This window comes from Bradyrhizobium sp., from assembly GCF_030654605.1.
Classification (GTDB): Bacteria; Pseudomonadota; Alphaproteobacteria; order Rhizobiales; family Xanthobacteraceae; genus Bradyrhizobium.
In genome coordinates this window covers 1-14,248 of the sequence record NZ_JAURXB010000068.1, presented here as the reverse complement: position 1 = coordinate 14,248, position 14,248 = coordinate 1, and the positions used below count along the sequence as shown (strand labels likewise).

Annotated in this window: 13 protein-coding genes; 7 read left to right on the top strand and 6 right to left on the bottom strand. The window is 62.5% G+C overall.

The annotated features are described in order from the left end of the window. From mnmG to hemJ, 4 genes are all read right to left on the bottom strand, one after another. Positions 1–1,890: a tRNA uridine-5-carboxymethylaminomethyl(34) synthesis enzyme MnmG gene (gene mnmG / locus Q7U29_RS06615; RefSeq protein ID WP_304739721.1), complete on the bottom strand. Its 1,890-nt coding sequence runs from the start codon at positions 1,888–1,890 to the stop codon at positions 1–3. A 155-nt stretch (positions 1,891–2,045) separates the two neighbouring features. Further along, a complete protein-coding gene (mnmE, locus tag Q7U29_RS06610) occupies positions 2,046–3,398 on the bottom strand; it encodes a tRNA uridine-5-carboxymethylaminomethyl(34) synthesis GTPase MnmE (protein ID WP_304739719.1) in 1,353 nt (450 codons plus the stop codon). 313 nt (positions 3,399–3,711) lie between these two features. After that, positions 3,712–4,977: a transcription termination factor Rho gene (gene rho, locus Q7U29_RS06605; RefSeq protein ID WP_029584660.1), complete on the bottom strand. Its 1,266-nt coding sequence runs from the start codon at positions 4,975–4,977 to the stop codon at positions 3,712–3,714. A gap of 253 nt (positions 4,978–5,230) precedes the next feature. Beyond that, positions 5,231–5,665: a protoporphyrinogen oxidase HemJ gene (gene hemJ / locus Q7U29_RS06600; protein ID WP_304739718.1), complete on the bottom strand. Its 435-nt coding sequence runs from the start codon at positions 5,663–5,665 to the stop codon at positions 5,231–5,233. Positions 5,666–6,149: 484 nt separating this feature from the next. Between hemJ and Q7U29_RS06595 the strand changes: the two genes are divergently transcribed. The 4 genes from Q7U29_RS06595 to dnaQ are packed head-to-tail and all read left to right on the top strand — an operon-like array spanning position 6,150 to position 8,946. Beyond that, the gene (locus Q7U29_RS06595) at positions 6,150–6,986 is read left to right on the top strand and encodes a pyruvate, water dikinase regulatory protein (protein WP_304739716.1); all 837 of its coding nucleotides are present in this window, start codon (positions 6,150–6,152) and stop codon (positions 6,984–6,986) included. After that, entirely contained in the window at positions 6,983–7,591 is a 609-nt protein-coding gene (locus Q7U29_RS06590; RefSeq protein ID WP_304739714.1) for a Maf family protein, read from the top strand. The genes Q7U29_RS06595 and Q7U29_RS06590 overlap by 4 nt, the downstream gene beginning before the upstream one ends. 36 nt (positions 7,592–7,627) lie before the next feature. After that, complete coding sequence (gene coaE, locus Q7U29_RS06585; protein ID WP_304739712.1) at positions 7,628–8,227, top strand: dephospho-CoA kinase; 600 nt, start codon at positions 7,628–7,630, stop codon at positions 8,225–8,227. Positions 8,228–8,250: 23 nt separating this feature from the next. Beyond that, positions 8,251–8,946: a DNA polymerase III subunit epsilon gene (dnaQ, locus tag Q7U29_RS06580; protein WP_304739710.1), complete on the top strand. Its 696-nt coding sequence runs from the start codon at positions 8,251–8,253 to the stop codon at positions 8,944–8,946. A 21-nt stretch (positions 8,947–8,967) separates the two neighbouring features. On the opposite strand, the gene secB is transcribed toward dnaQ, so the two are convergent. Further along, positions 8,968–9,456: a protein-export chaperone SecB gene (secB, locus tag Q7U29_RS06575; protein WP_304739709.1), complete on the bottom strand. Its 489-nt coding sequence runs from the start codon at positions 9,454–9,456 to the stop codon at positions 8,968–8,970. A 512-nt stretch (positions 9,457–9,968) separates the two neighbouring features. Between secB and Q7U29_RS06570 the strand changes: the two genes are divergently transcribed. From Q7U29_RS06570 to Q7U29_RS06560, 3 genes are read left to right on the top strand one after another with little or no spacing between them, the layout of a single operon-like run. Beyond that, positions 9,969–10,676, top strand: a complete 708-nt coding sequence (locus Q7U29_RS06570) for a Tim44/TimA family putative adaptor protein (RefSeq protein ID WP_304739707.1) — start codon at positions 9,969–9,971, stop codon at positions 10,674–10,676. Beyond that, on the top strand, positions 10,600–12,213 hold the full coding sequence (locus Q7U29_RS06565) for a murein transglycosylase A (RefSeq protein ID WP_304739706.1): 1,614 nt from the start codon (positions 10,600–10,602) through the stop codon (positions 12,211–12,213). The genes Q7U29_RS06570 and Q7U29_RS06565 overlap by 77 nt, the downstream gene beginning before the upstream one ends. Next, a complete protein-coding gene (locus Q7U29_RS06560) occupies positions 12,210–12,809 on the top strand; it encodes a Smr/MutS family protein (protein WP_304739704.1) in 600 nt (199 codons plus the stop codon). The genes Q7U29_RS06565 and Q7U29_RS06560 overlap by 4 nt, the downstream gene beginning before the upstream one ends. Positions 12,810–12,815: 6 nt before the next feature. Here Q7U29_RS06560 and Q7U29_RS06555 read toward each other — a convergent pair whose 3' ends face one another. Further along, positions 12,816–13,940 carry a hypothetical protein gene (locus Q7U29_RS06555; protein WP_304739702.1) on the bottom strand — a complete coding sequence of 375 codons (1,125 nt, stop codon included), beginning with the start codon at positions 13,938–13,940 and terminating at the stop codon, positions 12,816–12,818. Positions 13,941–14,248 lie beyond the last annotated feature (308 nt).

Sequence of the window (14,248 nt, the reverse complement as noted above, 5' to 3'; positions counted from 1 at the left end):
CTATGCGGACGCGGAGCCCACTGAAGTCTTCCTTCGCGCTTCCCGCCGCAAATAGGCCGCCAGAATCCCCAACGCCGCCGGCGTCATCGCATCAATCCGCCCCGCCTGCCCCACCGTTCGCGGGCGCGCGGTTTCGAGTTTTGCACGGGCCTCGTTGGAGAGTCCGGGCACCAGGCTGTAATCGATATCGGTCAATACCAGCCCCTCGTCACGCCGGAAAGCATCGACGTCAGCGGTCTGGCGCTTCAGATAGACGTCGTATTTGGCGTCAATCTCGAGGTGAACTGCGATCGCTGGGTCAACGGCCGACAATTCCGGCCAGATGCCCTGGACCTCGGTCCATCCGATCTCGGGATAGGCCAGCAATTCGAAGGCCGAGCGGCGCTGGCCATCCCGGTTGAGCGCCAGTCCATGCTTGCCGGCTTCATTGGGGGTGATGTTCAGCGACTTTGCCAGTGCCTTCGCATCATTCAGCGCCGACATCTTGGCGCCGTGACGGATCGATCGCGCCCGCCCGACACAGCCCAGCGCAATGCCCTTGTCGGTCAGGCGCTGGTCGGCATTGTCGGCCCGCAGCGTCAGACGGTATTCGGCCCGTGAAGTGAACATCCGGTACGGCTCGGTGATCCCGCGGGTCACCAGATCGTCGATCATCACGCCGAGATAGCCGTCGGCGCGGTCGAACACGATCGGTTCAGCGCCGCTGGCGGCCAAGGCGGCGTTGAGACCCGCAACCAGCCCCTGCGCCGCCGCTTCTTCATAACCCGTGGTGCCGTTGATCTGACCCGCCAGGAACAAGCCCGGCAGACGCCTGGTCTGCAGCGTGGAATCAAGTTCGCGGGGATCGACATGGTCATATTCGATCGCGTAGCCCGGCCGGACCATCCGAACCCGCTCCAGGCCCGGGATAGTTGCCAGGATCGCAAGCTGCACCTCTTCCGGCAGCGAGGTCGAGATGCCGTTGGGATAGACCGTGGTGTCATCGAGCCCTTCGGGCTCCAGGAAGATCTGATGGCCGTCGCGGTCGCCGAAACGGACGATCTTGTCCTCGATCGAAGGGCAATAACGCGGGCCCGAACTCTTGATCTGGCCGGAATACATCGGCGAGCGATGCACATTGGCCCGGATCACCTCATGGGTCGCCGGCGTGGTGCGGGTAATCCCGCACTGGATCTGCGGCGTCGTGATACGGTCGGTCATCACCGAGAACGGCTCCGGCGGATCATCCCCGGACTGCATCTCCACCGTCGACCAGTCAATGGTGCTGCCATCGAGCCGGGGCGGCGTTCCGGTCTTCAGCCGCCCAAGGATAAAGCCGGCCTGTTCGAACGATTTTGAAAGCCCCAATGCGGGGGCCTCGTCGACGCGTCCGGCCGGCCAGTTCTTCTCGCCGAGATGGATCAGTCCGCGGAGAAACGTGCCCGTGGTGATGACGACGGCGCCAGCGGACAGCTCCCGGCCACCGATCAGACGAATGCCGGTGACGCGACCGTCCGAAACGATCAGATCGTCGGCTTCGCCTTCGATCACATCGAGATTAGCGGTCTCGCGGATGACGGCCTGCATCGCGGCGGCATAGAGCCTGCGGTCGGCCTGGGCCCGGGGCCCCCGGACCGCCGGCCCCTTGCGCCGATTGAGCATACGAAACTGGATGCCGCCAGCATCGGCGACCCGGCCCATCAGGCCGTCCAGCGCATCGACCTCCCGGACCAGATGGCCCTTGCCGAGCCCGCCAATGGCGGGATTGCAGGACATCGCCCCGATGGTCGCAAAACGATGGGTCACCAGCGCCGTCTTGGCGCCGAGGCGCGCAGCGGCGCTCGCGGCTTCACAGCCGGCGTGACCGCCACCGACCACGATGACGTCGAACGATTCTGGCGTGGTAATCATGCGAGGCTTTTATCGCGGAGCCCCAAAAGCCGGAAGCGGTAAGTTCGCCGCAGAGGGGATGTTTCACGTGAAACATCGATCCGGGGGGCGAGAAAAGATTGTTTCACGTGAAACAAGCCGGTTCCATCAGGCTACATAAAATGAACCAAGAAATATTACTTACCTATACAAAATTCCCGGAAGATCACATCGAGAATGTCCTCGACATCCACCCGACCCAGCAGCCGCCCCAAAGAGTGCGCCGCCGCCCGCAGTTCCTCGGCGGCAAGTTCCTCCCCGGTTCCAACGACCTCCATGCTGCGTTGCAACGAAGCCGCTGTTTCCTGCAACAATTTTCGCTGCCGCGCCCGGCCGATCAGCCCGCCATCATCGGAGCCGAAATAATCATGCGCGAACTGGACCAGTGCCGAGACCAGTTCCGGCATCCCGTCGCCCCGGCTGGCCGAAATCCTGAATTCAACAGTGCCGCCGCCCTGCCGCCCTCCCGGAGCAGATGGCGTCCCATCAGGCCGGCTGGCGACGAGGTCGATCTTGTTACGCACCAGCCAAACCGGTGCGGCGCCTTCGGCTAGAATCTTCTCCGGCTGCGCATCGGCCAGCCACAGCACCAGGTCGGCCTCGGCCGCCCGCGCCCGGGCGCGACGCACGCCTTCCTGCTCCACCGGATCATCGGTCTCGCGAATCCCGGCCGTGTCGATCACCGTCACCGGATAGCCGTCGAAATCGAGCTGCACTTCGATGATGTCGCGCGTGGTGCCGGCATGCGGCGAGACGATCGCGACCTCGCGGCGCGCCAGATAATTCATCAGCGTCGATTTACCGACATTCGGCGGACCGGCGATTGCCACCACCAGGCCATCGCGCAGACGTTCACTTCGTCCCTGTGCCGCAAGGACTTCTTCGATTTCCGCAAGCAGGGCTCTGATTTTCAGCAGTGCCTGCGCGATCAGCTCAGTCGGCACGTCAGCCTCGTCGGAGAAATCGATCCCGGCTTCGATCAACGCCGAGGCCTCGATGATCTGCGCGCGCCAGTCGCGCGCGCGGTCGCCGAGCAGGCCCTTCAACTGCCGCAGCGCCTGGCGGCGTTGCCGGTCGGTGTCGGCATGGATCAGGTCGTCGAGGCCCTCGGCCTCGGTGAGATCGAGCTTGCCATTCTCGAACGCGCGACGGGTAAATTCACCGGGCTCGGCGGCGCGGACATTTTCAAAAGCAGCAAGCGCCGCGAACAGCGCCGCCAGCACCGCGCGCCCGCCATGAACGTGAAACTCCGCGACATCCTCGCCGGTGGCGCTGGCCGGGCCGGGGAACCAAAGCACCACCGCATCGTCGATCGGCTGCTGCGCAACATCCCGCAACAGGGCCCGCGTCGCCATTCGCGGCGCCGGAATCTTGCCAGCCAAAACGGACAGAACCAGCCCGGCCTCAGGTCCGGAAACCCGTACCAGGGCGATCGCGCTCGGCGGCCGGCCCGACGACAGGGCAAAGATGGTCTGTTCCCGCGGGTGCATCGCCTATTTGTGCCGGAGCCGTTGAAAACGCAACGCAATTGCCACCCGGCATTAAATTATGCCGACCGTCAGAAATCTGTGAGCAAGGCCCACCCAGGGCGATCCCGCATATATTGCGATGCAGCATGGCGCCGGCCGGCGCGGTATATATAAACACAATTATATCAATTACTTAGTCAGATTCATCTCTGCGTGCCTATCGCTCATGCTGCGGTCGGACTGCAGCATAGACCGCAGCATATGCTTTCACCCGCAACGAAAAGGGGCGCCCTCACCTGCGTAAGGACACCCCCTTCAATACATAGCAGATCGGTCAGGTATTCATCGACTCGAAGAATTCCGCGTTGTTTTTGGTGTTGCGAAGCTTGTCGAGCAGGAAGTCGATCGCGTCCATGGTGCCCATCGGATTGAGGATCCGGCGCAGCACGTACATTTTCTTCAGGAGCTGCGGATCGGTGATCAGCTCTTCCTTGCGGGTGCCCGAGCGCGAGATATCGATCGCCGGGAAGGTCCGCTTGTCCGAGACCTTGCGATCCAGAATCAGTTCGGAATTGCCGGTGCCCTTGAACTCTTCGAAAATGACTTCGTCCATGCGGCTGCCGGTATCGACCAGCGCGGTCGCGATGATGGTGAGCGAGCCGCCCTCTTCGATGTTGCGCGCGGCGCCGAAGAAGCGTTTCGGCCGCTGCAGCGCGTTGGCGTCGACGCCGCCGGTCAGCACCTTGCCGGATGACGGCACCACGGTGTTGTAGGCACGCCCCAGCCGCGTAATCGAGTCCAGCAGGATCACGACGTCGCGGCCGTGTTCTACCAGCCGCTTGGCCTTCTCGATCACCATCTCGGCGACCTGGACGTGACGCACGGCGGGCTCGTCGAAGGTCGAGGACACGACCTCACCCTTCACCGAACGTTGCATGTCCGTGACTTCCTCGGGACGTTCATCGATCAGCAGGACGATGAGATAGCATTCCGGGTGATTGGCGGTGATCGAGTGCGCGATGTTCTGCATCAGCACGGTCTTGCCGGTGCGCGGCGGCGCCACGATCAAAGCGCGCTGGCCCTTGCCGATCGGGGCGACGATGTCGATCACCCGTGCAGAAAGGTCCTTTCTGGTGGGGTCCTCGAGTTCGAGCCGGAAGCGCTGATCCGGAAACAGCGGGGTCAGATTGTCGAAATTGACCTTGTGCTTGGACTTTTCCGGGTCCTCGAAATTCAGCGTGTTGACCTTCAGCAGCGCGAAATAACGTTCACCCTCCTTCGGGCTGCGAATATGGCCTTCGATGGTGTCGCCGGTGCGAAGTCCGAAGCGGCGGATCTGCGAGGGCGAGACGTAGATATCGTCAGGTCCCGGCAGGTAATTGGCATCCGGCGAGCGCAAGAAGCCGAAACCGTCGGAGAGAACCTCGACGACGCCCTCGCCGATGATGTCGGTTTCCTGGATCGCAAGTTGCTTGAGAATAGCGAACATCAGCTCCTGCTTGCGCATCGTGCTGGCGTTTTCGACCCCCTTCTCTTCCGCGAACGAGACGAGTTCGGCCGGCGTCTGGGCCTTGAGGTCTTGAAGTTTCATTTCCCGCATTGGGATGGTCCTGTGGAGTAACGTGGGGAAGGATTGCGAGGAGGCTTAAGAGAATGCGGACGCGAGCAAAAGGAAGGTCCGCAGGTCTGAGCAAGGAAAGCGCCGGTGAGGCTTCAAACCTGATGCGGCGGCCGGTTGAGAAAACCGGAACACGACCACATCCGCCTGCGTGGGGTGGGATTTCAGCAATATAGAAAATCGGAAGGCGTTTCGCAAGCAGGCCTGCGGTTGGAGAGGCTGGCAGCGAGGCCTTTCAAAACGGCTTCACGATTACGAGAATCACGATACCAATCATCATAATTGTTGGTACCTCGTTGATAACACGGTAAAATTTCTGACTTTTGACATTCCGGTCGGCGGCAAAATCCTTCACCCAGCGGACGAAAAACCCGTGGACGCCGGACATCGCCAGCACCAGCAACAATTTTCCATGGAACCAGCCCGAGGAAAACCAGCCCCCGGACCAGGCGAGGTAGAGCCCGGCCAGCCAGGTCACGATCATCGCCGGGTTGATGATCGCCTTCAGCAGCCGCCGTTCCATGATCTTGAACGTCTCGGACTGCTTCGATCCGACCTCCGCCCCGCAGTGATAGACGAACAGCCGCGGCAGATAGAGCATGCCGGCCATCCACGCGATGACCGCGATCACATGCAGCGCCTTGATCCACAGGTAGATCGATTCGTACATTCGCGTCGTCTCAACTCTGGTTCGCCAATTTCCGTCGCAACCCTGGAACGTCTGACCGGATCGCAGCGTTGCGGTGAAGCAGGCTTAGCACGAGGGCGGTCCTGCCTCGAAGGCAGACATATCCTCACCCCCAGCCTTTCTAAATAACTAAGTTTAGAATCTTAGGTTTGAGTCTAAGTAGCTGTGATTAGCGCCCGCGCAAAACCACCCCGACATTGTCAGCACTTGTTCACATCCATCAACATATCCCGGGCTCAACCCGATGAGCCGGATATCATGATCTGCTTCAATTGCTTGGCTGGCATGATGGACGGTTTATCAAGAGACAAGTCCACATAACCCCACTATCATTGCGTCGGCCGAATGGAGTTATCCCGAACGGAAGGCCTGTGCAGAAAAAGCCGGGTTATCCCGGGCCGCTCGGTTCGCGTTCGATTCTCTCAGATAAACTCCACAGCGATTCACAGGATACACAGGGGTCTCGGTGCCTACGACCGGCAATTATTTTCATCTTCATCTGGTGTCCGATTCGACCGGTGAGACCCTGATCACGGTGGCGCGTGCGGTGGCTGCGCAATACGCCAATGTGACGCCGGTCGAACATGTCTATCCGCTGGTGCGCAGCCAGAAGCAGCTCGACCGCGTACTCGACGAGATCGAGGAGGCGCCCGGCATCGTGTTGTTCACCTTGCTGGAAAAGGATCTGGTCGCCCGGCTGGAAGCCAAGTGCAGGGAAATGAACATCCCGAGCCTGTCGATCATCGGCCCGGTGATGCAATTATTTCAGGCCTATCTCGGCGCCGCCACGACGGGCCGCGTCGGCGCGCAGCACGTCCTGAATGCGGAATATTTCAAGCGGATCGACGCGCTGAATTATACGATGATGCATGACGACGGCCAGCATGTCGAAGGGCTGGAGGAGGCGGAAGTGATTCTGGTCGGTGTGTCGCGCACCTCGAAAACCCCGACCTCGATCTATCTCGCCAATCGCGGCATCCGCACCGCGAATGTGCCGCTGGTGCCGGGCATTCCGATTCCGCATCAGCTGGAGACGCTGAAAAAGCCGCTGGTGGTCAGTCTTCACGCGACGCCAGAGCGTCTCATTCAGGTCCGGCAGAACCGGCTCTTGAGCATGGGCGACCGCGATAATGACACCTATATCGATCGGCAATCGGTCACCGACGAAGTCGCCTTTGCCCGGAAATTGAGTGCGCGATTCAATTGGGCCCAACTCGACGTAACGCGGCGATCGATCGAAGAGACGGCTGCGGCGATACTGAAACTGTTCACCGACCGGCAGCGGCAGCGGATACCCGAATGACGCTGTGGCGCGGCAAGGATCCATTGATTCTGGCGTCGCAAAGCCGCGCGCGGCAAATGCTGCTGGCCAATGCCGGCATTCATTTCGAAGCCGTTCCGGCCGACATCGATGAACGCGCGGTGCAGCAGTCCTCCGGCCTCTTGGCGCCTGATGAAATAGCCGCCCTTCTGGCGCGCGAGAAAGCGCTTTCCGTGTCGATGCGCCAGCCTGGAAAATACGTCGTCGGCGCCGATCAGACCCTGGCGCTGGAAACCAGGTTGTTCAGCAAGCCGTCCGGCCGTGCGGCGGCCGCAGAGCAATTGCGTGACCTGGCCGGCCGCAGCCATCAACTGCACTCCGCCGTTGCGGTGGCGCGCGACGGCAAGATATTGTTCGAGACCACGGCTATCGCGCGCATGACCATGCGGCAGCTCAGCGGGGCGGAAATCCGGACCTATCTGGATGAAGCAGGGGAGGCGGTGACCTCGAGCGTCGGCGCCTACCAGCTTGAAGGCCTGGGGGTGCATCTGTTCGAGCGCATCGACGGCGACCACTTCACCATCCTTGGCTTGCCGCTGCTGCCATTGCTTGCGTTTCTGCGCAGCGAGCGGCTGCTCGGCGCCTGACAACGAACCCTGCGAAAAACGAATGGCGAAGGTCGAATGATCATTCTTGGGCTGACCGGTTCGATCGGAATGGGAAAATCCACCACCGCGAAATTGTTCGCGGAAGCCGGCGTCCCGGTCTATGACGCCGATGCCACCGTGCACCAATTATACGAAGGCGAGGCGGCGCCGGCGATCGAAGCGGCATTCCCCGGCACCACCGCCGGCGGCAAGGTCGATCGTCAGAAGCTCTCGGCGCGCGTGGTGCACGATCCCGCCGCGATGAAGCAGCTCGAGCAGATCGTTCACCCGATGCTGGGCGCCTCGCGGCAAAAATTTTTCGCAGATGCCGAGTTGGCCGGCGCACCTGTGGCCGTGGTCGACGTGCCCCTGCTGTACGAGACCGGGGGCGAGAAGCGGGTCGATGCGGTGGTGGTGGTGACGACCTCGCCGGAGAACCAGCGCGCGCGGATCATGGCGCGGGGCACCATGAGCAGCGAGGCGCTCGATTCCATTCTGGCGCGGCAGTTGCCGGATGCCGAAAAACGCAAGCGGGCGGATTTCGTGGTGGATACATCGCATGGTCTCGACCCGGTGCGGGTCCAGATCCGCGACATTCTGCAACAGGTTGTTAAAATGCCGCAGCGGCGCAGCTGATTCGCCGTCTTCCGGACAGACCCATGCGCGAAATCGTTCTCGATACCGAAACCACCGGCCTCGACCCGCTGCGCGGCGACCGGCTGGTCGAAATCGGCTGCGTCGAGATGATCAATTGCATGCCGACCGGGCAGACCTTTCACCGGCACATCAATCCGGAACGCTCCATGCCTGCCGAGGCCTTTGCCGTGCACGGCCTTTCCAGCGAGTTCCTCGCCGACAAGCCGCTGTTCGCAGAGGTGGTCGACGAGTTCCTCGAATTCATCGCCGATGCGCCGCTGGTGATCCACAACGCGTCGTTCGACATCGGCTTCATCAATGCCGAGCTCGACCGCATCAAGCGGCCGCCGATCGTGCGCGACCGGCTGATCGACACGCTGATGCTGGCGCGGCGCAAGCATCCGGGGGTGTCTAACCGGCTCGACGATCTCTGCTCACGCTACGCGATCGATAATTCCCGCCGCACCAAGCACGGCGCCCTGCTCGACGCGGAACTCTTGGCCGAGGTCTATATCGACCTGATCGGGGCCCGGCAGTCGCAGCTGATCCTGGCAACGGAAACCCGCGATGTGCGCGCCGGCGGGTACGGCGAAATGCCGCGGCGGGTCCGCGAGGCGCCGCTGGCGCCGCGCGTCACCGATGAAGATCGCGCGGCCCATCGGGCCTTTGTCGCCACGCTGGGCGACAAGCCTGTCTGGAACGATTTTCTGGGTGGTTGACCGGAACTGAGCCCGGTCGCGTCAGTTCGGCGTTGCCTGTCCGGCCTGCGCCGCAGCCTGCCGTTCCAGATTCTGGCGATACAGACCGACGAAATCGACCGGATCCAGCATCAGCGGCGGGAACCCACCATCGCGCACCGACGTTGCGATGATCTCGCGCGCGAACGGGAACAGCAGCCGCGGGCACTCGATCATGACCAGCGGATGAAGGTTTTCCTGCGGCACGTTCATGATCCGGAACACGCCGGCATAGGCGAGATCGAAGCTGAACATCACCTTGCCGGCGTTTTCAGCCTTGCCTTCGACCGAAAGCGTCACTTCGAACTCGTTTTCGGCGATATTGTTGGCGCTGACGTTGATCTGGATATTGATCGCAGGCTGCTGTGGCTGAGGCGCCAGCGAGGCCGGCGCGTTCGGATTCTCGAACGACAGGTCCTTGGTATACTGTGCCAGCACGTTTAACTGGGGAGGAGCGGCCGCCTCGGGAGGTGCGCCATTGCCGTTGGTCATGAAAATCTCTCCTGGAGCCGAGCGGGGCGGGTTTTACGTCTGAATTCGCTCGTGAGGTACGAAAAGGCCGATGCCGGGCGAGTGGCTATCATAGCCGCGGCTTGGTCCACAAGGATGACAATCGCCGGTAGCCGTCCAGGGCACCCCGGGGATCGGCCGGCTTCGCGAATCAGGCATCCGGTGGGCAGGCCGGATCGGTTCGGGAGGCCCTAAATTGTTGAATATGCGCCATTTCCGGACACGATCGGGTTTCCTCCCGCCGCAAAAACGCGCTACAATTACATTATGGCAAACAGGCAAGAGCCGTGAGCTTAAAAGAGCCGTAACTTGGAAGGTCTTGGCTTGGCCAATTTCCAGGGGCATTGCTTCTGATGCCCGAACGAGCCATTGGCCAGGCCTCGTTTCGTGCCTACATGCTACACACCCATTCCATGATTTAATCTCTGCCGTTTCCTGATCGAAACGCTCTACCACCGGCCCATCGCCGGTGCAGACCAGAAAGCGAATGCGACGTGGATATTTACACCATCATCTTCCTGGCGTTGGCGGTCTTCATCTTCCTGCGCCTGCGGAACGTTCTCGGACAGCGCACCGGAAACGAGCGCCCGCCCTTCGATCGCGCGGCGCGCAACGTGCTGACCGGGGCGCAGGACAATAATAACGTGGTGCCGATCCCGGGCGCGGTGATCGACCAGGCGCCGCTGGCGCCGACCGCGGATGTCGTCCCCCCGACCGACCGGTGGAAGGGTTTGGCCGAGGCGGGCACGCCGCTGGCGCTGGGCCTCGACGCCATTGCCGCCCAGGATTCCTCGTTCGACCCGCGGCATTTCCTCAGCGGCGCGAAGAGCGCCTACGAGATGATCGTGCTGGCTTTCGCCAATGGCGACCGCCGCGCGCTGAAGGACCTGCTTTCGTCCGAGGTCTACGAGAGTTTCGAGACCGTGATCAAGGATCGCGAGAAGCACGAGCAGAAGACCGAAACGCGGTTCGTTTCGATCGACAAGGCAGAGCTTGTCGGGGCAGAAGCCCGCGACCGCGCGGCGCAGCTGACCGTTCGCTTCGTGTCGCAGATGATCACGGCCACCCGCGACAAGGCCGGCACGGTTGTCGACGGCAGCCCCGATACGGTCGCCGATATCACCGATGTCTGGACATTCGCCCGCGACATCACCTCACGCGATCCGAACTGGAAGCTGGTTGGCACGGGAAGCGCTCAATAACGCGCGCGGCGCCGTCCGGTACGCCGTCGCGCTTGGCGCGATAGCTGCGGTATTGTCGCTGGCGCCGTCGAGCGTGTCAGCCGCGCATCGTTCCCACGCTTCGCATCACGGGCGCCCGCATCATCCAGCCGCCCGTCACCTGCCATATCCGCAGCTCGCCTGGCCGCTCGAAATCAGCGGCAGCCAATATGTCCCGGTGGCGTGGGCCGATATCGCGGGCTGGAGCGAGGACGACCATCTGCTCCCCTACAAGGCGTTTCGCACCAGCTGCGGGCCGATAGCGGCGCAGCGCAAGGCCCCCGCCGAACCGAAGGCGCTGGGTACCTCGCTGCGGGATCCCTGCAGGGCCGCCCGGGCTCTCGATATCGACGACAGGGCCAGGGCCAGGGCCTTTTTTGAGCAGCATTTTCTTCCCTTGCGGATTTCGCGGCTTGGCGAAGCCGAGGGTTTTGTGACCGGCTACTACGAGCCCATCATCGATGGCTCCCGGACGCAGACCGAGGTCTACACCGTGCCGGTCTATCGCCGGCCCTCCAATCTGTTCGTCCGCGGCACCAGTCAGAATTCCGCGGGCTTGCCCAACAAGGGCGAGGTGTTCCGCAAGATCGGCCGCCGCAAGCTCGTGCCCTATTACGATCGCGCCCAGATCGAGGACGGCGCGATTGCCGGCCGCGGTCTCGAAATCGTCTGGCTCAAGAACCAGACCGATTTGCTGTTCACGCAGATTCAGGGCTCGGCGCGGGTACGCCTCGAGGACGGTTCCACCGTTCGCATCAATTACGATGCGCATAACGGCTTTTCCTATACGCCGGTCGGCCGCATCCTGATCGAACGCAACATCATCCCCAGGGATCAGATGTCGATGCAGAAGATCCGGGAGTGGATGGAGCAGAACCCCGACGGCGCCAACGAATTGCGGCGGCAGAACCGCTCCTACGTGTTCTTTCGCGAAGTGAACCTCTCCGACAAGGATGAACCGTCCGGCGCGCAGGGTGTTCCGCTGACCGCGGGCCGCTCGATCGCCGTCGACAAGGCGCTGCATGTCTACGGCACGCCGTTCTTCATCGAGGGCGATTTGCCGATCGCCTCGGAGCAATCGAAGACGCCGTTCCGCCGGCTGATGATCGCGCAGGACACGGGATCGGCGATCGTCGGTCCCGCGCGCGCCGATCTCTATTTCGGCGCCGGCGCCGAGGCCGGAAAGATATCGGGCCGGTTCCGGCACAATGCGCGCTTCGTCATTCTGGTGCCGAACAGCCTCGATCCTCTGGCGAGGGGTCGCAAGATGCCGGTACCGGACCCGCGGCCATCGGAAAAAATCGCAAAACTGTTTCCGCAGGTTGATCCCCTGAAGGATCAGCCCAAGGACGCGAAGGCCGGCGCAAAGCCCCCCGCAGCCGTCGCCCCCGCGGCGACGACGTCGGCGGCGGTCGCCAAACCCGTGCCGTTGCCGGAAGCGCGGCCGACTGTCGCCCCGAGCCGTGAGACGCGCCGCCATCGCTACCGTCATCATCGTCATTACCGCTGCTGCCGATGAAGCGTCCGCCCGTGATCCCGGATCTGCCCGCCCCGCCGCGGCGCAGGCGCAGCCTGAGCGAGGAAGAGCGCGCGCTCTGGGAAAGCGTCGCCAAACAGACAAAACCGCTGCGGAAGAGGGCGCGCGCCGCGAAGCCGCATGCGGCGTCACCGGATGCGGCAACGGTGGCCGCAAAACCGACAAGTCCGTCGAAGCAGCCTCCGCCGGCCAAAATTCCGCGGGTTGCGAGGCCCGCGCTGCCGCCGGCCGCCCCGCCGCTGGCGCCGCTCGGGCGCCGCGAGCGTTCGCAGCTGTCACGCGGCCGCAAGGAGATCGATGCACGGCTCGATCTGCACGGGATGACGCAGACCCGCGCTCACCGCGTGCTGTTCGGCTTCCTGCAGCGCGCCCACAGCGAGGGCCTGACCTTCGTTCTCGTCATCACCGGCAAGGGCAAGATAGGCGCCGAATCCGAACGCGGCGTGCTGCGCCGCCAGGTGCCGCAATGGCTGAGCCTGCCGGAATTCCGTTCGCTGGTGGTCGGCTTTGAGGAAGCCCATATCGGCCATGGCGGCGAGGGCGCGCTCTACGTGCGGGTCAGGCGATCGCGCAGTTGAGGAGCCTCAGAACGGCCGCACGATGCCGACGCGCGGGATCAGCGTCACGATCGCGCCGAGAATGGTGGTCTTTCGATCATCGCTCGATATCACTGGCACTTCGCGCGAGGCCGGCAAGGTCTTGATCGCATGCAGGATCAGCAACATGCAGACCGCCCAGTTCGAGATCCAGCGTGAATAATCGAACACGATCGCGAACATCACGAGATAAGCCGCGCTCACCGCGACGATGGCGGCGATGACGATACGGCGGTGCATTGGATCCGACAGCGACCGGATCAGCCCGGCGAAGTATTTCCAGAGCGGGGTGTGCAGCCAGATCAACAGCGCGAACACCGGCACGCCCAGCAGGTTCGACGTCATCCGCTGCCAGGTATCGTGGATCTCCTGCGCGAGCGACTGGTACCAGATGAAGCTGAAGCTCAGCAGGTTGCCGCGCGATGGGTCGGCCATGCGGCCCTGCAGGTACTGAACGAACTCCGCCTCGGGGACCGCCAGCGATCCCCAGAACTGAGCGGCCAAGAACAGCAGACCGACGGCGAGGATCGCGGCGATCCCGGCGCTCGCGTTCTGCCGCGTCATCCCCTGCACCAGATAGTAGCGCAGCACCACGATGACCGCGATGGTCGGCACATACATCAGGAGATGAATGTGATGGATCAGAACAAGGATCATCGACGCCGCGGCGGCGAGCAGCACGAAGGCAATGGAGCGTGCGGGGATGAGGAGCAGGCAAATCGCCAGCGCACAGCCGTAAATGTCGAAATGCCCGAGCGTGTGCATGAAATTCTTCAGAAAGAACGGCGATCCCGCCATGAAGACGAACAGCGGCAGGTTTTCTTCGTCAAAGCCGAAGGTGCGCCGGAACAGTTTTACGAACAAAGCGAGCGTGATCAGCCACACCGCGCCTGACAGCGCGAACACCAGCCAGACCGGCACCTTGTCGAAGAACAACGAAACGACCGCACCGATCAGTGCGCGTTTTGTAAAACCGAAATGGTAGTCGACCAGCAGATGGATGTAGGGGACATAGGGCTCGCGCGGCAGCTTGTAGAGAAAGACGCCGATGAGCACCGCGATGTTGACCGCGAGCATCAGCCGCCAGGGGTTTTCCCGCAAACGCAGACTCATTCGGCACCCGAAGCGGCAATCAGGCGCGGACTATCACACGACGAGTGAGTAACGCGCAACGCCGCGATTGTACTCAGTGTCGTCCCTGCGCCCCGTGCGCAATTGCGCACTAGTACCTGGAATCATAAGTCCGTGTTGCTGCCATCCTTCGAGACGGCCACTTCGTGGCCTCCTCAGACCGTATGTCCCTTTGCGGACCGGAGGCGACTCACCCTCGATGCGAGTGCGAGGGTTACCCGGATAGGCCGGGCAGAGCCTCACGCAAGGAGGGCGAGTCATGGGTGATTATAGCGATGCTTTCGTGGGTT